The organism is Rhodococcus sp. A14 (assembly GCF_011603105.1).
GTDB classification, from domain to species: Bacteria; Actinomycetota; Actinomycetes; order Mycobacteriales; family Mycobacteriaceae; genus Rhodococcus_F; species Rhodococcus_F opacus.
This window is the reverse complement of record NZ_JAAOQS010000154.1, coordinates 1-18,947: the sequence shown is the minus strand read 5'-3', so window position 1 is coordinate 18,947 and position 18,947 is coordinate 1. Positions and strand designations below refer to the sequence as shown.

General features: G+C 61.6%; 12 protein-coding genes. 5 read left to right on the top strand and 7 right to left on the bottom strand.

Annotation, left to right across the window (positions count from 1 at the left end):
* Positions 1–1,581 precede the first annotated feature (1,581 nt).
* The 4 genes from speB to G9373_RS41660 all read right to left on the bottom strand — a co-directional run bounded on the left by speB (position 1,582) and on the right by G9373_RS41660 (position 7,726).
* Positions 1,582–2,595, bottom strand: a complete 1,014-nt coding sequence (gene speB / locus G9373_RS41675) for an agmatinase (protein ID WP_167120773.1) — start codon at positions 2,593–2,595, stop codon at positions 1,582–1,584.
* A gap of 298 nt (positions 2,596–2,893) precedes the next feature.
* A complete protein-coding gene (locus tag G9373_RS41670) occupies positions 2,894–4,432 on the bottom strand; it encodes an FAD-dependent oxidoreductase (protein WP_167120771.1) in 1,539 nt (512 codons plus the stop codon).
* 2 nt (positions 4,433–4,434) lie between these two features.
* Positions 4,435–6,117, bottom strand: a complete 1,683-nt coding sequence (locus G9373_RS41665) for an NAD(P)/FAD-dependent oxidoreductase (RefSeq protein WP_167120769.1) — start codon at positions 6,115–6,117, stop codon at positions 4,435–4,437.
* A gap of 91 nt (positions 6,118–6,208) precedes the next feature.
* Entirely contained in the window at positions 6,209–7,726 is a 1,518-nt protein-coding gene (locus G9373_RS41660) for an APC family permease (protein WP_167120767.1), read from the bottom strand.
* Between the two features lie 177 nt (positions 7,727–7,903).
* Here G9373_RS41660 and G9373_RS41655 point away from each other — a divergent pair, with 177 nt between their 5' ends.
* Together G9373_RS41655 and G9373_RS41650 are read left to right on the top strand one after the other, a co-directional pair.
* Positions 7,904–8,782, top strand: a complete 879-nt coding sequence (locus G9373_RS41655; RefSeq protein ID WP_167120765.1) for a polysaccharide deacetylase — start codon at positions 7,904–7,906, stop codon at positions 8,780–8,782.
* A gap of 10 nt (positions 8,783–8,792) precedes the next feature.
* Positions 8,793–10,313 (top strand): helix-turn-helix domain-containing protein, encoded by a 1,521-nt coding sequence (locus G9373_RS41650; RefSeq protein ID WP_167120763.1) that lies wholly within the window; start codon positions 8,793–8,795, stop codon positions 10,311–10,313.
* Between the two features lie 882 nt (positions 10,314–11,195).
* On the opposite strand, the gene G9373_RS41645 is transcribed toward G9373_RS41650, so the two are convergent.
* A complete protein-coding gene (locus G9373_RS41645; RefSeq protein ID WP_167120761.1) occupies positions 11,196–11,777 on the bottom strand; it encodes a TetR/AcrR family transcriptional regulator in 582 nt (193 codons plus the stop codon).
* 130 nt (positions 11,778–11,907) lie between these two features.
* Between G9373_RS41645 and G9373_RS41640 the strand changes: the two genes are divergently transcribed.
* The 3 genes from G9373_RS41640 to katG all read left to right on the top strand — a co-directional run bounded on the left by G9373_RS41640 (position 11,908) and on the right by katG (position 17,139).
* Positions 11,908–13,062, top strand: coding sequence for an NAD(P)/FAD-dependent oxidoreductase (locus G9373_RS41640; RefSeq protein WP_167120759.1), 1,155 nt, complete (start codon positions 11,908–11,910; stop codon positions 13,060–13,062).
* A 1,333-nt stretch (positions 13,063–14,395) separates the two neighbouring features.
* A complete protein-coding gene (locus G9373_RS41635; RefSeq protein WP_167120779.1) occupies positions 14,396–14,830 on the top strand; it encodes a Fur family transcriptional regulator in 435 nt (144 codons plus the stop codon).
* Between the two features lie 71 nt (positions 14,831–14,901).
* Positions 14,902–17,139: a catalase/peroxidase HPI gene (gene katG, locus G9373_RS41630; RefSeq protein ID WP_167120777.1), complete on the top strand. Its 2,238-nt coding sequence runs from the start codon at positions 14,902–14,904 to the stop codon at positions 17,137–17,139.
* A gap of 522 nt (positions 17,140–17,661) precedes the next feature.
* Here katG and G9373_RS41625 read toward each other — a convergent pair.
* Positions 17,662–18,333 carry an Abi family protein gene (locus tag G9373_RS41625; protein WP_167120757.1) on the bottom strand — a complete coding sequence of 224 codons (672 nt, stop codon included), beginning with the start codon at positions 18,331–18,333 and terminating at the stop codon, positions 17,662–17,664.
* Between the two features lie 83 nt (positions 18,334–18,416).
* A complete protein-coding gene (locus G9373_RS41620; protein WP_167120755.1) occupies positions 18,417–18,668 on the bottom strand; it encodes a hypothetical protein in 252 nt (83 codons plus the stop codon).
* Between the last annotated feature and the right edge of the window lie 279 nt (positions 18,669–18,947).

The following is an 18,947-nucleotide window of genomic DNA, read 5'->3' as shown; positions in this document are numbered from 1 at the left end:
AGCTCGGTACGGACACCCGCGCAACCTGCGCTCATCCCGAACCAATCTGCCCACCCACCGCCGACCCAATCGACTCCGGCGGACCCTGGCAACGATCCCGATTGGCAATACAGACCCACGCTCCTAGCATCACCGTCGTGTAAGCGCACATGCTGCTTCGCTTCGGTCTGTCAGAGCTGATGTGGAGACCCGTTGACGCCCGGCCATCTAGAGGGTCACATGGTGCGATCGGCGAGAAGGCACCTTGGTCAATCGCGAATTCGAGTGCAACGACGACGAAGTTGGTGCAGGGGACGACGATCTCATTCTAGGATGTTCCCCCTGTCGATGAGCTGGCAAGAGGCTGACAGCTCGTCGACGCTGCGCTCGTGCGGGGTGAGGTTGAAAGAGTCGCGCGGCGCAGCTCTTTTGCTGAAGGCGACGCTGTCACTTTCGCGACAGAGTCAACGCGTGGGTGTGAAGCGCTATTGAGATGAAATCCAGTACGTAAGAACGACGCTCATCATATCTTCGGGCTATCTGAACTGTCGTTGTGCTCAAAGGGCCGGTCAATGGGACACAGAGGACGGTTTGGGGGGCAACACTCGCGATGCTTGCAGGCGCGAGCCCGAAGCCCGCGCCTAGACCGACTAGATGTAGAAGCCCCAACCACGACGACGCTCTATGCACGATTCGTGGTTCGAAGGACGCGCGGTGATGAGGCCAGCAGCTAGGGCCGTAGCACTGATGCCGCGGAGCATCAGAGCAAACGAGAACGACAGCATCACCGCCAAGTGACGTCAAGGAAACCGTCTCGGCTGAAGCGTGAGGATGCGATCGCGGCAGTACAGCGACGACCTGTTCTGTCGCAATCGTCTTCGTCCAGATTCCGTCAACTTCATCGCTGTCGCGGACGAAGCCGACGCCTGTTGTGCCATCTTTCAGAGCGTCGAGCACGCGAGTCGTGGAGCGCTCGTCCAGTTGCACACGGACGTGTGGGAACGCGTCCTGAAAGGATTGAAGGTACGGGGGAGTGTTCCGCAGAGTTACGGAGCTCGAGTACGACACCTGAAGAACCCCAGCGCGCCCGCGGGACACGAGGCGTACATCTTCGAGGGCTCCGTCCACCTGATGCACGATACGGTTCGCCCGTTCCAGCAGTGCCTCCCCGGCCGTGGTTAGACGCACACATCGCGTGGTTCGGTGAAGGAGTGATCCTCCCACGATGCTTTCGAGCTGCTGAATCTGTTGTGATAGTGATGGTTGTGCTATCTGTAATCGCTGCGCTGCTCGCCCGAAATGGAGTTCCTCCGCGACCACCACAAACGAACGTAGGTGTCGTAGCTTGAGGCTTCCGATCATCCTGTACGAATCCCGTGGATACTCATCTCAAACCTCTCGCGATGCGTCGAGTTCGCTTGCTCGTCAGATGAGGGCGTGGGTCCACGACTCCATTCTCCGCTGCTAGCCGATACGTGGTATTCGGTGATAGTCGACCGCCTGACGGATCGGCAACCTAATGCGTAAGTGGGTAATCGGGGCGTGACAGCCGCCAGTGTCACGCCCCGATCACCATTCATGAGGAATGTCGTGGTCGGTGAACTACGATGCCGACGTAGCCGAGATCGCTGCTGCTGCAGCTGCAACGGTATTGCGCTGCGACCCGGCGACCATGAGCGACACCAGGTCGAAGACGACGGTTGCGGCTGCAACACAGGTGATCTCGGCGTGGTCGTAGGCGGGCGCAACTTCGACGACGTCGGCGCCGACGATGTTCAACCCGGTCAGTTGCCGCAGCATCCGCAGTAGCTCACGGGAGGTGAGACCGCCGGACTCCGGCGTCCCGGTACCCGGCGCAAATGCCGGGTCGAGAACGTCGATGTCGATTGATACGTACACCGGAACGTCGCCGACACGGCGCCGGACTACGTCGACGGCCGCCTCGATCCCTATTACATCCAGGTCGCCTGCGCGGATGATCCGGAAACCCATACGCGCATCGTCGTTGAGGTCGACCTGGTCGTAAATCGGGCCGCGGATGCCGACGTGGATGGAATGATCCTCGACGAGTAGGCCCTCTTCGAAAGCTCGCCGGAAGATCGTTCCGTGGGTGACCGGCTGGTCGAAGTAGGTGTCCCAGGTGTCGAGGTGGGCGTCGAAGTGCACCAGCGCGACTGGTCCGTGCTTGGCATGTAGTGCGCGTAGATTCGGCAGAGCGATCGTGTGGTCGCCGCCGATCGACACGATCTTCCGGTCGCCATCACCGAGGATGTCGGCGGCGTGATTCTCGATCTGACGGCAGGCCTCCCCGATGTCATAGGGTGTCACGGTGACGTCCCCGGCATCGACCACTTGTACCTCCTCGAGCGGCGCGACTCCCAGCTCGACGTGGTACCCGGGACGCAGCGCCCGGGCGGCCTGTCGGACAGCCATCGGGCCGAATCGCGCGCCGGGCCGGTACGAGGTACCGCCGTCGAACGGCACGCCGAGGATGGCGATGTCGTAGTCGTCGACTTCGTGGATGTCGGCGATCCGGGCGAAGGTGCCTTTTCCGGCGAAGCGGGGAACTTTGGTGGCGGGCAGGGCACCGACGAGAGTGGACTTGGGCTGAGGCATATTGGCTGTCTCCTCTACTGAGGTTAGGAAATGTCCGACGAACGGATCTGGTCGTGGGGCGCGAAGGAGTTCAGGACCTGAGGTGCTCTTCGGAGGCGTGTTCCCGAGGTGATGGAACCGCGATCTACCAGTGTCATCGGCCCGGCAGGCAGATACCGTGCCGATGACACCGGTAGTTCTCGGTTCCGTCACCTCGGAAGAAGTGGGGCCGCTCCACGGAAGGGCATCGAATTGTCGGTCGCGAGCATTCTGGCTGACGAATACCCGCGACCAACTCGTTCCGAAGTCAGCGATTCACCTACTTGCCCGCAACGTCACTCGAGAAGGAAGGCTCGCCCCACCACTTGGTGAGACCTAGATCCTCGACAACGGCATCGGCGACGAGATAGCCGCCGCCGAGCGAACCTGGAACGCCCGGGTGGACGCCGCCTCCAGCGACGTAGAATCCGTCGATCGGAGTGCGAGTGCTAGAGGTGGACTGGTCCGGACGCTGGTCGAGAGTCTGCTCAGCGATGAGTGCACCTTGGCGTACGGAACCGTTGCGGGCTGTCGGGAACCGTTTCGCGAGGTCCCCCGGGCTGTCAGCGAACTGGAAGAGCAGCGTGGCCTCCGACAACGTGGGGAGTGCGTCCTCGAGCACAGACCAGATCTCTTTCCTTAGATCCACTCGCTTGCGAGTCCAGGCTCCTTCGGGGTGCTGGAGCGGGGCATAGCTTTCGAAGCGGAGCGTGTGCAGGGGACCGTACGGACCCGGAGATGCCTGCAGCGGGTCGTGGACGCTGGTCAATGAGACGTGCCCGGCGTGCCGCTTCGGCAGTTCGCCGCGTTCGGCAGCCGCGAAGTGCTCGGCTACATCACCCACATCGTCGAACCCGATGATGTGCATCGCAGCGTTGGTGCTCGGATCGAGATCTGTATGCGGCTCACCCTTGATTCCGTAGTGCGCGATGAATGGACCGGTGACGTCGTACTCCCAACCCTGCGCGGTCGCGCGCAGCTCGTCGGTTACAAGATCCGGAGAGAGCAACTCGACATTGGTGCGGACATCAGCTGTTGAGATCACAGCCTTTGTCGAGAAGGTACGGCCATCGGCGAGCTTCAGGATGTAGCCATCGCTCTCGCGTGTCACAGCGCGGACGGTGGCTGAGACGTAGCACCGGGCACCGGCGTTGGCGGCAACTCGGTAGATACCATTCGCCAGGCTCTTGGTGCCACCTCGCACGAGCGTCGGACTGAACTGGCGTGCCAGCACGAATGCTCCGATGATCCCGAACTTCTGATCGCCGGCGGTGAACCCGGCGAGCCCGGCGGCGTATCGGACTGCGATCGCGGCGGCGGCGCCGTCGACGAGGTCGACCAACCCATCCGGTGTCAACTCGGCGAGCTCGGCGGCTTCAGAGTTAAGTTCTCGGAGTTGCGTCAGCGCCTTGTCGTAGCTGGATGGAGCCGAGTACAGAAGCGGGCGAATCGCAACATCGGCTGCAGCGAAGAGCGCCTCGGCCCGATGACCGAGGCCGACGCCGCCGCGACCGATGGAGGTTGTCTGACCGTCACCGGTCCGCACCGAGAAGGCCACGGCGGGTTCGACGAATCCGACAGAGTGCTTGTCGAGCTCGAGATCCTGGTACGGGGGCAATTCCTTCCCGAGCGGGACGGAGAACTGGGCCAGGTTGTAGGTGAACGGAGTGGAGTAGTCATCGGAAGCGAAGGTCCCGCCACGTTCAAAGCGGTGCTCCAGAACGACCACACTTGCGCCAGCCTTTGCGAGGTAGGCGGCCGCGGTCAGACCATTGGGTCCCGCGCCGATGATTGCTACATCGTACGTATTGGTGCTCATTATCACCGCGCTCCTTCCGCGAACGCCTCGCTGTCGATCCCGAGCGGAGTCAACAGACGGTCAAGGTTTTGCGAATACCATTCGTAGGGCTTGGAGTTCCACCAAGTCTGGTCGCGGACCCCCGCGTCTTCGGCAACGACCTGAGCTGCGTTGTATCCGGCGGCCATCCAGCTAAGACCGACTGGCCACACGCCATTGGACATGTAGAGACCCTTGATCGGCATCCGGTAGGGCATCCGGCCGAGGATCCACTGGTCCTCGGAGAAGTCACCGCCGACGACCTGCCCGAACTTGGCTGCTCGGTTCAGCCGCCAGTTATCGAGCGGCGTCCAGTCGTACTGGTCGAGGACGGAGTCGTTCCAGTCACGAACGAGCTCGGTCATCATCTTGTTCCGATTGGCCAGCAACTCGTGTCGAATCGGGCCGTCCCACGCTTCCGGACCGCCAAGCCCGTGCAGGGGGTACGGGAAGCACTCTTCGGCGCGGAGGATCACTTCGCCGTCCGGGGAAATAGCGGTCGGATCGACCGGTGCATAGTACGTGAACTCGAGGAGATGTCCGGAGGCCTTGCGGGTGTCGTTTCCGAGCATGTCTACCATGTACTGCTTCGTGCCTTCCCACGAGTCGAATGCGCGGTAGACGAGAATGGCATCGTTGATCAGAGGATCGAAATCCGATGACTTCCAGTCGAGTTTGCGGTCGAGAAGCCACGAGGTCACGTGCGATCCGCGCAAGCTCATCTTCCATTCCTTCATCCTCCCGGCAAGCAGCGGATCCGCTGCTTCGAGGATGCTCGGAGTCACCATTCGGCGAGTCTCGGGAACGCCAGCGTTCGAAATGACACCCTTGCGCGACTCGATGACCAAGTTGGGGTACAGAGACCGATCGGAGAGCCGAACACCGGTGGTTCGGCCGTTCTCTACGAAGATCTCATCGACGGTGCAGCTGGTCCAGATTGTGCCGCCGTGCTCGAGGAAGCACGCGGTGAGGGCGTCGACCTGCGCCTCGTTGCCGCCGATGGCGACGCCGGTGGTGTAATACAGCGCAAAGGTCGTCCCAAAAGCTCCCTGACCACGCGCGAAAGGGGCACCATGCTCCCAGAATGCGACTGGGGTCATCAGGATCTGGCGGCAGGCATCCGACTCGAAGGTGCGCTCGCACAGCTCGGGTCCGGTCATGTTGGACATCTCTTCGACGCTGTACCCCATTGCGTAGGCGCAGATCTCGTAGATTCGATCGATCTTGGACGGATCCGGGTGGGGGCTGAACGAGCTGAGCTGGTTGTATTCGACCATCGTCTCGTGCACTCGGGTCTGGATCTCGAACATTCGCTCGCCGTCACGTACCGAGTGCTGGGAGAAATTCTGACGCGTGCGCTCAGGATCCTGACAGATCAATGCATTGGTTCCGTCACGGTAGGTGGTGCCAAGCACCACCGGGCTCACCTTGAAGTTGAACCCGTACTTCTCCAACTCCAGATCCGCGATTACCGGGGAATTTCCGGCAAACGAGACACCTACGTGCGGACTGTCCAAGGTCTGTGGCCAGGTCTCGTGTGTGCAGCAGAAGGTTCCGAGCTCTGCATTCGCTTCGAGCAATAGAACTTGAAGCCCTGCTTTCTGCAGGTAGGCGGCCGCGGGCAAACCGCCCGAGAGGCCACCGCCGATCACGATGACGTCGTACATCTGTCTCCTCCGATGTTGTGCATTCATTTTTCGGCGGGGCCGGCCAGTGTGGCGGTCCGCTCGAGTATCAAGTCCCATTGCGGGATCACTATCAGCCTGAAACGACGGGTTCGTCTCTCATTGAAGGCGTGTGGAGCGCTTCGGAAGCTTCCTCGTTTTCGGATGCGAGCGGCTGTTGATCGGGTCGCTTCCACATGAAATACACCGCGCCTACGGTGGCAAACACCGCGAGTCCTGCGGGTACGGCCCAAGTCGAAGCTAATGTTGAGGCGGTGCGGGGCCAAGCAATGTTTATTCCTTCGAACACCGCCCAGAAGAATGCGATCACCGTAACCGCATATCCGATTCGGCCCTTGAACGGAGCTGTAGGGTGCGGTTGCCAGCGGCCCCGAATTCGAACGTAGAGGAACGCGGCTACCGGGAACAAGAAGGCGAGAAAGTAGGCCCCAGTAGAGAATCGCACGAGTACGTCGAGGGCATTACTGTAGATGAACGCTAGTGCGGCGAGCCCGCCGACTGCGAGAGTCGCAAAGACGGGAACGTGATTGCGGCGCGAAACGCGGCGTAGTACCCCAGCGCCGGGGATCATTCGATCTCGGGAGAATGCGAACACCACACGGCTGGCTGTGGCTTGAACCGCCAAGGCGCACGCGGTGAATCCGAATACGACGATGACCAAGAATGGTTTCGCTGCCCAGTCTCCCAATCCGCTCACCACGGAGTTGCCGACTGGATCGGCGACGAAGCCGCCTATTACGGCCGGCAGGTCGGGTGTGGAGAGAAGGATCGAGACGGCGGTGAGTAGCTGCACCGCAATAACCGGCGGCAGGGCAAAGAGGATGGCGCGTGGAACTTCTCGCCTCGGATCGAGGGTCTCTTCGGCGACACTGCCGCAGGCATCGAACCCGAGAAAAGCCCAACCGCCGATCGCAATTGCGGCAACAAAGGCGGTAGCGAAGTGACCACTCCCGCCGGGAGTCAGCGATGTATCGGCAATGATGCTGATGGGTTGCTGGTGGTCGCGAAGCAACAGGGCAATCGCGACTGCGACACTACCGACGACTTCTGATGCTATTCCGACCACCACTGCGTATTTCAGGACATTAAGCCCGATGCAGTTGATAGCAGTGACGACCGCCAGCACCCCGATTGCGAGTGCAATATTGGTGCCGGGCGTTCGATCATGGAGACCGAGGAGTTCGCCGACGAACTGTCCGCCGGAATACACGACACCTGCGACGATCAGAATGATGGCCCACATGTATACCCACCCGGCCCACCATCCGGCCGCGGGTCCAATCAGCCGGCGTGTCCATTGGTAAATACCTCCGGCTATCGGCCACCTCGCGGCAAGCTGGGAGTATACGATCGCCAGCGTCAGTTGACCCACGGCAACAATTGGAATGGCCCAGAGCCAAGCGGGGCCTGCAGTTTCCATGCCTAGTCCAAATATTGTGTACAGGCCCACAATCGGCGAAACAAACGCGAACCCGATGGCCCAGGTAGTCCAGAAGCTTAAGCCTCGATTGAGTTCTTGCTCATAGCCGTATGATCCGACTTCCTGATCGTCAGCCGGTCCATTGTTCGCTTTGAGCGGTTGCGTGCTCATGCTCTGGACTCCGTCCTATTGGTATCTGTCGGGTCCTGCTACATGGCGAAACGAATTCCCTGGACCGTGGCAGTCAGTGAACCAGAACACATCTGCGGGCGTCATTGACCAAACAGCCGATTCTGTACGAAATCATTTGTGCGTTTGGTACGTGGTGGTTGTGGTACGAATACAGCCATGACCTCACGAAACGCCGGTTGGCGACAGGGCGCGGCTTGTGTTGCTGCACTCACCTTCGATGTGGACGCTGAGTCGCCCGTTTTGGCGGAGGGACGGCGTTATGCCGACCATGCCATGGTGATGACTCATCAGGCATTCGGACCACTCGTCGGCGTGCCCCGCATCCTTCAGATGCTTAAGGACGTGGGGCAGCCGGCCACGTTCTTCATTCCGGGGCTGACCGCTGATCGTTACCCCGACATGGTGGAGCAGGTCCTCAACAGTGGTCACGAGATCGCGCATCACTCCTACACACACCGGACACCCACAAGCATGACGCTCTCGGAGGAGCGCGCCGACTTCGAGCGCGCTTTGAAAGTGCTCGATCGTTTCGGTATCACTCCCGCAGGACATCGGGCCGCGCTATGGGAAGCATCGTGGCAGACGCCTTCGCTAGTAGCTGAGTACGGGTTGAAGTACGACTCGAGCCTGATGGATTTCGACACTCCGTATCGCTTGGAAACCTCGGCGGGAACGATCGCGGAGCTGCCCCCGCATTGGAGCCTCGACGACTGGGAGCAGTATGCGTTCCTGCCGAATCCACGTCTTGGTGAAGTGATCCAGTCGCCGCTTACCGTGGCCGACATGTGGATTCATGAAATCGACGCGATGCGCAGGCATGGATCGATGTTCATGCTGACCTGTCACCCATTTCTCAGTGGGCGAGCCGGTCGACTCGAGGCATTGCGCACCGTAGTCGAGACCGCCCTCGAGCGCGGGGACGTGAAGTTTGCAACATGTGAGTCGATAGCGGAAGCAACCCTTCGCGATCCGGATCTGAAGGCGAGGAAGCTTGAGCCTGTTTCCGTTCCGCCTGAGCTGTATCCACTAGAGTGAGAGCTATTCGATGTCGAATAACGCAAAATGCGGAGACGGTGAGCCGACTGCATCGTCCTTGCTTGCAAACGCCGCCCTTGGGTTGAGGTTGGTCGTTCCCGCCCCCGGTCTCCAGAGGGTGCTAGTTGGCCATCACACAACGGATCTCGTTCATCCTGCCCGCTACCTCTTTCCGGGCGAACTACTGTTGACCAACGGACTGTGGCTCGCACACCGCCCGGCGCATGAATGGATTACGGATGTAAAATCTGCGGGCTCGCCGGCGGTTGCTTTCGGGTTGAACGAGATGTACCCGACCGTTCCTCCTAGTGTGATCATCGCCTGTACGGAACTCGACATGGCGCTGATTGCAGTGTCGACTGACGTCTCGTTCTCGAAGATAGCGGAAGCTATTGATACCGCTCGCGCGCCGGTCGACAGTGCGAGACAGCAACTTGACCACCTTCGAAGGCTACGCCAGGAGCTTGCCGGGTGCTCAGCGCAAGCCGAACTCATTATGCTGTTGAATCGCGAGACGGGATTGCGATGCTGGCTTGTGGGGTCAGGAGGCCGCTGTCTTGCTGGGACGGGACCCCCTCCTGATCAGGAAATCCTCCGAGTCGCTGCCCGCATAGGCCGGCACGGACATTTGTCTGGTGCACTTAGTGGTGGTCTATGTTCATTTACGGTGGGTTGGTGGCCGCAAGCCAATCTATCTCTGGTATTCGATTCTGAGTTGAAGGACATTTCTGACGAGGCCCGATTGGTTATTGAGACCGTCATGCCAAACTTCCTCATCGAACATGCCGAACGCCGGGCTAGGGCAGGTATGCGCGGCGCGCTGGTTCGAGAGTTGTTGGAGCTAATCTGGACTGGAAATATCGCGAGCGCAGCCTTCGTGGCGCGAATGAGGGCAATGGATTTTGATCCACATGCACCGTTGATGGTTATCGCGTCAGCAAATGACTTGTTCGATATCGCGGATGCCGTCGACGGCTGTAGTGCTCAATGCGTATTTACACGTCACAATGACGTCAACGTGATGATTGTGCAGACTAACTCAGATCGAGCGGTTGACGAGATAGCCGACATCATCAGAGAAGGTGGACGTGAACCAATCCTCGGCGCAGGAAGTCCAGGACTCGGCGCGGAAGGACTACGGCGCTCACTCGCGCAAGCGCTTCCAGCCTGCCGGATCGCACTGTCTCGCCGCAGCGGCGATCGTGTAATTCGACAGTTCGACGTCGGCTCCTACGCTGGTCTCCTACACTTCGTCGATCATCAAACGCTTTCCGCGTTCAAGGACGCACTGCTAGGTCCACTGGTTGCTTGGGATCGTGAGCACGATGCAGATCTTGTGGTATCGCTGCAGTTGTTTTTGGAAAATGATGGGAAATGGCGGCAGACAGCGCGCGAATTGCATATCCACCACAACACCCTCAAGTACCGCATGCAGCGGATCTCGGAACTGACCGGACGTGATCCTGAACAGATGGGCAGCCGTATCGATTTCGCTCTTGCGCTGGCTATTCCAGGAGCATTGGGGTCATGATCTCGAAGGGGTGAAATTGGTCTTCGTCCTTCAATTGTCTCGTTCCATGCCTACGCGCTTGAGGACAGTATCAGCGCCGTTTAGTGCAGCGATACGCCCGTGCACCTGTACTGGTATGAGTGCTGTGACCGGCTAAGGCAAGTCAAAGGGATTGATTGGAGCACGCCATGGGAAGATTCAAAAGGCAGACGCCTCACGAGATCGACGATGACATCGTGGCGTTCGCAATGAGATGGCGACACTGGGGTGGTGGCAGCGCCGAAGATATCTTTGTCCAATTCGGTATGTCCTCCGACCAATACTTTAGGCGTCTGTACTCTCGCCTAGAGACGGTCTCAGTTCGGGTGGTATCTAGAGCGGAGGCCGAACAGTTGAGGGCGATCTGCAGGAAGCGCCTCGACGACCGACAGGAGCCTGAAGGCGTCCCTCCTGGTTCAGATTTGTCCGGGCTGGAAGAACCACTGCGGCACCGGCAGGACGCGGGATGCGGTCACGGGCAGCCGTGAAGGTACATAGACCTCTGCGACGCGTTAAACAACACGAAACCTGGGATCGCGGCGCTCCGTCGCTGCGTCGATGGTGTGCCCGATGACCGTGGCGGCGAATTCGGCTGCGGCAGGGAACCACTGCTCGCCCGTCATCGACGGGGTATTCGAACGCAGAGGGGCGCGCCCGTGCTCCTCACTGAGCCTCTTGGAGAGACACACGGGGAAGAAACCTGTTCGAACAACGATGACTTGCCCGCCCTTCGTCCATCCGCCCCGATTAGACGACAGGGGAGGACGGACGCCCTCGGCGCGACAGAACAAGAAGTTCAGAACGAGCCTTCACTCGTGCTCAACCAGTCGGTGCCGCTTTTGTTCGATCCGAGCGTCGTGGATTCTACGACTGAGGTTCCCAGCCATGAGCGAGGATGTCGAACACTGTCTCCACTGCCTGACGGGCATTCTCGCGATTCTTGGCGAGAATCGGCACTTGCACGACGAACCGGGCGAGCGCTGCGGATGCAAGATCGTCAGCCGGCCTCCCGATCTCCTCGGAGATCACGGCGGCGAGTGCGGCCGCGTACCGCGACCACATTCGCTCGCTGTAGTCCCGGAGGGCGGGCGTCTGCTCGACAAGTGCTGTTAGCTTTTCGAGCCTCGGGTCGGCGGCGATGGGCACCCACGCCTCGAGAGCATGGGCGCGAAGCGCATCGAGGATGGAGAGCCCTGGCGGGCGTTCGCGCACGGCGGCTGCCAGTTCTACCTCGAAGTCATCGTCACGATCGAACAAGAGGGATTCCTTGCTGGGGAAGTGCTTGAAGATTGTCGTCGTCGACACGTCGGCCTTGTCAGCGACATCCTTGATGCTCACGCCGTTGAATCCGCTTTGCAGGAATAGTTCCAGCGCGGCATCGGCGATGGCTTGGCGTGTGGCGGCCTTCTTGCGCTCACGACGCCCCAGAGGGTGCTCGATCGTCATGCGTCAACTATATCGCAATAGTTGCCTCACTATAAAAGTGTAGTCATTGCACCTTTGTACTGAATGTGCTTTTGTGGCTACATGGCTTCCACTCGGATAGCCAGCAATCCAGTTCGGAAAGGAACAGATCATGGACACTCCCAAACTCGCCACCAAACGGATCAGCATTGTCGGTGCCGGACCTGGCGGCCTCACGTGCGCGCGCATCCTGCAGCAACGGGGCATTCCTGTGACTGTGTACGACAGGGACGCGAATGAGCACGCACGCAACCAAGGAGGCTCGCTCGACCTCCATGAAGACGACGGCCAGCTTGCGTTGCGCGAGGCCGGTTTGCTCGACGAGTTCTTCGCCCTTGCACGCTTCGAGGGGCAGGAGATGCGGCAGCTGGACACGAGGGGACGCGTCCGTGCCAGTCGCATGCCGGAGCCGGACGAGAAATCTGCGCCGGAGATCGACCGCGGCCAGCTGCGCGACATGCTGCTACGTTCTCTCGAGCCAGGGACCGTGCAGTGGGGTTGTGCCGTCGAGTCGGTGAGCGGCCCGGACGACGGACCCCGCCTGCTCACGTTCGCCGACGGAACCACGGTCGAGACGGACCTCGTGATCGGTGCAGACGGTGCATCCTCATGTGTCCGCGAGGCCGTCTCTCCTGCAACGTCGTACTACTCGGGCGTCAGTTTTCTCGAGGCCTGGTTCGACGACATGGAGACCGCACACCCGGAGCTCGTGGAGCTTGTCGGCGGCGGTAGCGCGATGGCCACCGACTGCGAACGCGCGCTGTTTGCGCAGCGCAACAGCGGTGGCCATATGCGCGTCTACATCGCCCGGCGTGAACCTCTGAACTGGATAGCGGCGCATGGCCTTCGGCCCGATGATACGGAGGGCATTCGTGCACACCTTCTGCATGAGTTCGCTGAGTGGTCACCCGAGACGCTTCGCATGATCACCGATAACGACGGCGCGTACGTCGACCGTCCGCTCTTCGTGCTCCCGGCGCCCCACACTTGGGACCCTTCCTCGTCTGTCACCCTGCTTGGTGACGCCGCTCATCTGATGCCGCCGGCGGGCGTCGGAGTCAACCTAGCGATGCTCGACGCCAGCGAGCTCGCACTCGCACTCGCCGGCGCCGATAGCATCGATGAGGCGCTGCGCGCCTACGAGTCGACGATGCTTCCGCGCTCAAGCGAGCACGCTGTCCGGCTTGACGGGCGCGCGGACTTCTTGCTCGACATGGGAGGCCCGGACGAACTCGCGATTCCCTCCAGGCCCGAGCTGTTGGTCTGAACTCAGCCACTACAGATGTGGTGTATCGGTCAGCTCAACAGCACTTGGATCCGGGGCATCGCCGCAGTGTTCAGGCAATTGTCCTGTGGGCGGTGCAGAGTCAACACACGACCAAGGCGGGACCCCTGCCCGCCGATAAGGAAGCCATGCTCGCCCTAATCCTTCATGCTGTGATCGCTTCCGCGAGAATTTTGATGCCCCCTTGCCGCTGGCCACGTGGGGTGCAATCAGTCTTGAACCGGGCCGTGCAAGTCCGAGCTCTGACCCGAGAAGTCGCATTCGGTGTGTACGCAGTGGGTGCGTTCGACGAGGAGCGATCGGTTCCGAAGAGTGCCAGTGAGCGTCCCCATCTCGATGAGTGCGCCAACGAGAGAGGCAAAGGCATGGCCGATCTTCACGCCGATCTGACCGCACCGCCGGTATTGCGGGACATCGGGGAGACCCGGTGATCGGGCGTCGCTGACATGGGGCACGGATCCGAGGAGAAAGCTGGCCGGGCCGAGTGCGGCGACTGTGAAGTCCATCAGGATGCATGCTCGCGTCGGTGCCCGATCCGGTCCTGCAGGCCTATGAGGTGCTAGGTTGCAAGATTGGGGCGTTCCCACCGATGTCGAGAGAGCGCGATCCATCTGCGGCCTCACGCCACGGGTTCGAGCAGGTCCGGTCCGTTGTTGCGCGGGGAATTCACCGCGGTACTGCGGCGCTCTGCGCATGGCGCCGCGATAGGCGGCTCCGATGTCCGTCGCCTTTCTGGTCGGCGCACTCATACGCTGCGGCAAAAAGCCGCTTCGGCGATTGCCGGCGTCGGGGTGTGCTCGCCGTGTCGCGGGTGTGCCGCGGTGCTGGCGCCGGAACCATTTTCCCTTGGGGCAGGCCAACCGTGGGGGACGCGAGGTCAAGGGATCTGCGGGCCAGGTAATTCCCCTGGTGTTCAGGGTCTTCGACTTGCCGCTTGTTCGGGGTAGGTGTTCCTGTAGGTAACCTTCGCGGACCGCAAGGGCTGGTGTGATGTAGGCCACATTTCCTCGCTGTTTTGGGTATGTGAGCACGTTCGGGCCCGGCTCGCGAGCGCATTGACCGGCCTGCATCATCGCTTGGCCGCCTGGTTTTCTCGCGGTGTGGTTGAGCGATCTGTGTGCGCGGGCGACCGCAGGTCGCGGCGTCGCAACACGTCTAGTTGGAAGCGTGCATGGGGGCGCTTCTCGGCTAAGTCATTTCCGACGGTAACGAAATAAGGGCTCCGATGTGGATCGAAATTGACGCGCCGCCAACGTCACTGACCAACAAGGCTCGTATCTTGACTAATTCCAGAAAAGCGGTTCATAGTGTGCGGGTGCCCTCGAAGATGGATTGCGCGGACCGGCTGCGTCTCGCCGACTTGCGTGTGACGCGCCCGCGGGTCGCGGTGCTGCAAGCGGTGCATGCACATCCGCATGCCGATACCGAGATGATCATCGACGCCGTCCGCTCCGTTCTTCCGACCGTGTCTCAACAGACGGTGTACGGGATCCTGCATACGGTGACTGCTCACGGTTTGGTGCGGCGGATCCAACCGGCGGGATCCGTGGCTCGCTACGAGTCACGGGTGGGCGACAATCATCACCACGACGTCTGCCGGTCGTGCGGAGCGATCGCGGATGTCGACTGCACCATCGGTGAGACACCCTGTCTGGCAGCGTCACACGACAACGGCTACACCGTGGACGAGGCCGAAATCTTCTTCTGGGGACTTTGCCCGAACTGCTCCACCTCGCAGCAGCGAACCTAACGCCAACAACACATCAACAGCCCGAATCAGCCCATTGCGGAAGGAAAGTCGTGTCCAAAACCAACCAGGCTCTGACGGAGGAGCACCCCCCGATCGCCGAGGCCCAGACCGAGCCGGCACAGAGCGGCGGTTGCCCCGTTGCGCACGGTCAGCTCAAGCACCCCACCCAGGGCGGCGGTAATCGTGACTGGTGGCCGAACCAGCTCAACTTGAAGATCCTGCAGAAGAACCCCGCCGTCCGTAACCCGATGGACGAGGACTTCGACTACACCCGGGAACTCGAGAACCTCGACTTCGAGGCCCTGAAGCGGAACATCGAGGAGGTCATGACGACCTCGCAGGACTGGTGGCCCGCCGACTACGGCCACTACGGTCCGTTGTTCATCCGGATGGCGTGGCACGCCGCGGGCACCTACCGCGTCAGCGACGGCCGCGGTGGCGCCGGCGCCGGGATGCAGCGCTTCGCGCCGCTGAACAGCTGGCCCGACAACGCCAACCTCGACAAGGCCCGCCACCTGCTGTGGCCGGTCAAGAAGAAGTACGGCAAGACCATCTCGTGGGCCGACCTGATCGTCTTCGCCGGCAACGTCGCGCTCGAGTCGATGGGATTTGCGACTTTCGGTTTCGGTGCCGGCCGGGTGGACCAGTGGGAGCCCGAGGAAGACGTCTACTGGGGTCCGGAGCTCACCTGGCTCGGCGACGAACGCTACACCGGTGACAGAGACCTGGAAAAGCCGCTCGGTGCGGTCCAGATGGGTCTGATCTACGTCAACCCCGAAGGCCCGAACGGCAACCCGGACCCCGTCGCAGCATCGCGGGACATCCGTGAGACGTTCGCCCGGATGGCGATGAACGACGTCGAGACCGCCGCGCTGATCGTCGGCGGTCACACCTTCGGCAAGACCCACGGCGCCGGACCGGCCGATCTGGTCGGGCCCGAGCCCGAGGCTGCACCGCTCGAGGAACAGGGTCTGGGCTGGAAGAGTGCCTTCGGCACGGGTAAGGGTGGCGACACCATCACCAGCGGTCTCGAGGGCGCCTGGACGCCCACACCGGCGACGTGGGACAACAGTTTCCTCGAAACCCTCTACGGCTACGAGTGGGAGCTGTCCAAGAGCCCCGCCGGTGCATACCAGTGGATCCCGAAGGACGGCGCCGGCGCGGGCACCGTGCCCGATGCGCACGACGCGGCGAAGACGCACGTGCCGGTGATGCTGACGACGGACCTGGCGCTGCGGATCGACCCGGCCTACGAGAAGATCACCCGCAACTGGCTGGAGAACCCGGATCAGCTCGCCGACGACTTCGCTAAGGCGTGGTACAAGCTGACCCACCGTGACATGGGCCCGATCGGCCGCTACCTCGGCCCGCTGGTGCCGGACGAGACCCTGCTGTGGCAGGACCCCATCCCCGCGGTCACTCATGAGCTCATCGATGCCGGCGATATCGCGTCGCTGAAGAGCCAGATCCTCGGATCCGGACTGACTGTCGCCGAACTGGTCTCGACCGCGTGGGCGTCGGCGTCGTCGTTCCGGGGCAGCGACAAGCGTGGCGGTGCCAACGGCGGGCGGATTCGCCTCGAGCCGCAGGCGAGCTGGGAGGTCAACAACCCGGCCGAGCTCGCCCAGGTGGTGCGGACCCTGGAGGGAATTCAGGAGTCCTTCAACATCGCTCAGACCGGGAACAAGCGGGTCTCGTTCGCTGACCTTGTCGTGCTCGGTGGCGCTGCGGCGGTCGAGCAGGCCGCGAAGGACGCCGGACACGATATCGAGGTCCCGTTCACGCCCGGTCGCACCGATGCCACGCAGGAGCAGACCGATGTGGAATCGTTCGCTGCGCTCGAGCCGACCGCGGATGGTTTCCGTAACTACCTCGGGGACGGCAACCGTCTGCCGGCGGAATTCCTGTTGGTCGACAAGGCGAACCTGCTGACCCTGACCGCTCCCGAGTTGACGGTTCTCGTCGGCGGTCTGCGCGTGCTGGGCGCGAACTACAACACCAGGTCGGAGGAGGGTGTCTTCACCGCGAGGCCGGGGACGTTGACCAACGACTTCTTCGCGAACCTGATCGACCTGGGAACGACGTGGGCGCCGAGGTCCACGGATTCGGAGATCTACGAGGGCCGCGATCGCGTCACCGGTGAGGTGAAGTGGACTGGAACCCGCGTCGATCTCGTGTTCGGGTCGAATTCCGAACTGCGGGCTCTTGCGGAGGTGTACGCGTCCGACGACGCGCAGCAGAAGTTCGTGCGGGACTTCGTCTCCGCCTGGGACAAGGTGATGAACCTCGACCGGTTCGACATCGCCTGAGTGCAAGAGGCCAACCAGCGTGATGGTGGTTGGATGCATCCCGTGAGTACACGCTCGCGGGATGCATCCATAGCACCTCGCTATCCGATGCCGCTTGCAATGTACTGCGGAACATAATTTCTCGGAGTGCAGCAGTGTCCGCCAGCTCCGCCGGACGGCTTCGTTCGCTCAATTCACCTATTGGGTGGATAGGTGCCTATCCCTACCCGGGCACAGTGTCAACACTCCGGATCGGAAGCTCGGTGTCCGCGGTGGGGCAGCTCGGCGGTTGTGGGCCCTCTCGACACAGGTCCGGGCGCAACCCCTCCGCGCTGCAACCCGTAGTTGACATTCCTATGGAAGTTTGGACTGCACCCTTTTGCAGGGCGATGGCGTTGAGCTTTCTGCCATGGGATGGCCCAACGCTCACACGCGAGTGTGAGACCCAACAAACGATAGACACTGCCTACCGGCAGACAATGGTGTGTCATCTATGGTGCCTCGCGAGTCATCCCCTTCCGTAGATGCCGGCGGGTCAGCGGCTCAGGGGCGCTGTTGTAAGACGTGGGGAACCAGGCTTTGTGCACGGAGCCAGGTCTCGATCGTAGGGTTGATCCAGTTGAGGATGGTGAGAAGTTCGTCGTGCAGGGCGGCGATGTCCTTGCCGGTGTCTCCGATGGTGGGTCCGTGGATGGGTTCGTGGTGGGCGATGCGGTTACGCAGGGTGTTGAGGTGGTCGAGACGGGTGTAGACGTCGCTGCGGCGGCGCGGCGTTTGGTGGGGGTAGGCGAGCCGCAGGCTGGGTGTCCACAGTGTTGCCTCGTAGGACCTCGAATGGAGGAAGCGCCAGAACCCGAACATCAGCTCGGCGACCACGCGGCCTTCGGTTTCCTGTCTGCGTCCGCGTGTTGCGCGGGTGCGGGCCTTGGTGACGTCGTCTGCCGATCGTGGGGACAGGGCGGGGTACAGATACCAGGGGGTCGTCGAGTTCTGTCTGGCAACCCATTGTTGGAGCTGGCGGTGGCAGGCGTTGCGCAGGATGACTTCGAAGTAGCTGAAGTCCGCGAAGAGTGCGGCGCTGACCTGGGTGTTCCATTCGTACAGATCGAGAGCACGATCGATGTCGCCGCCCGCAGCGCGCAGGTAGGGCGCCAGCCTTTCGCTGGTCAGCCCAGTTTGCAGGCTGATGACAAGGTGGGTCGGGCGGTTCGTCATCTCACTCCGGGTCGTGTACGGTTGATCGTGAAGACCCCGGATCGGCCTCTGCACTTCGTGCATGTCACCGGGGTTTTGTTCGTTCAGGCGATGCTGGCGGATGCACTCCGGCCCGGGTTCCGGTGGCCACCATTCTGAGCGTCCCGGGCGTGCTCGGGCGCAGTCATGGCCGGATCCCACGGCGATCGTTCGAGGCTGTGGAGCTCATCGAGAACCTGGTCAACCGCGGTGGTCGGGATGCAGAAGTCTTTGCCTTCCGAATCTCGGAGGTTGTCACGTACGGAGGCGAGCATGGCGAGTTCACGCTTGAGGGCTGCTGTGGTTCGGTGGCTCACGATTCAATCCTGCCCGCGCGTTCGGAACCGTCTGCGACTCGGTGTATCTAGACCTTCTACGCGGATTTGTCTCCAGATCTGGAGACAAATCCGCGAACCGGCGGCAGGTGAGGATGCGGTCGCATCCAGGCGCAGCAGGTCTTCGTACGGGGTGTTGTCCGTCGCTGAACGTGCCGACGATGGCGTCACTGTCGATGACGGTGATGCCGATATGAGAAGGGCCCTGCCCGCGGTTGCGGGGAGGGCCTTCGTCGGAATGGTGACGGCATCGTCGGCGTG

What these genes read in the sequence shown, in the direction of transcription:
- speB (WP_167120773.1), bottom strand. Translation starts at nt 2,595, where the DNA reads ATGCCTCAGCCCAAGTCCACTCTCGTCGGTGCCCTGCCCGCCACCAAA.
- G9373_RS41660 (WP_167120767.1), bottom strand. Translation starts at nt 7,726, where the DNA reads ATGAGCACGCAACCGCTCAAAGCGAACAATGGACCGGCTGACGATCAG.
- G9373_RS41670 (WP_167120771.1), bottom strand. Translation starts at nt 4,432, where the DNA reads ATGAGCACCAATACGTACGATGTAGCAATCATCGGCGCGGGACCCAAT.
- G9373_RS41625 (WP_167120757.1), bottom strand. Translation starts at nt 18,333, where the DNA reads ATGACGAACCGCCCGACCCACCTTGTCATCAGCCTGCAAACTGGGCTG.
- G9373_RS41650 (WP_167120763.1), top strand. Translation starts at nt 8,793, where the DNA reads ATGTCGAATAACGCAAAATGCGGAGACGGTGAGCCGACTGCATCGTCC.
- G9373_RS41640 (WP_167120759.1), top strand. Translation starts at nt 11,908, where the DNA reads ATGGACACTCCCAAACTCGCCACCAAACGGATCAGCATTGTCGGTGCC.
- G9373_RS41655 (WP_167120765.1), top strand. Translation starts at nt 7,904, where the DNA reads ATGACCTCACGAAACGCCGGTTGGCGACAGGGCGCGGCTTGTGTTGCT.
- G9373_RS41645 (WP_167120761.1), bottom strand. Translation starts at nt 11,777, where the DNA reads ATGACGATCGAGCACCCTCTGGGGCGTCGTGAGCGCAAGAAGGCCGCC.
- G9373_RS41665 (WP_167120769.1), bottom strand. Translation starts at nt 6,117, where the DNA reads ATGTACGACGTCATCGTGATCGGCGGTGGCCTCTCGGGCGGTTTGCCC.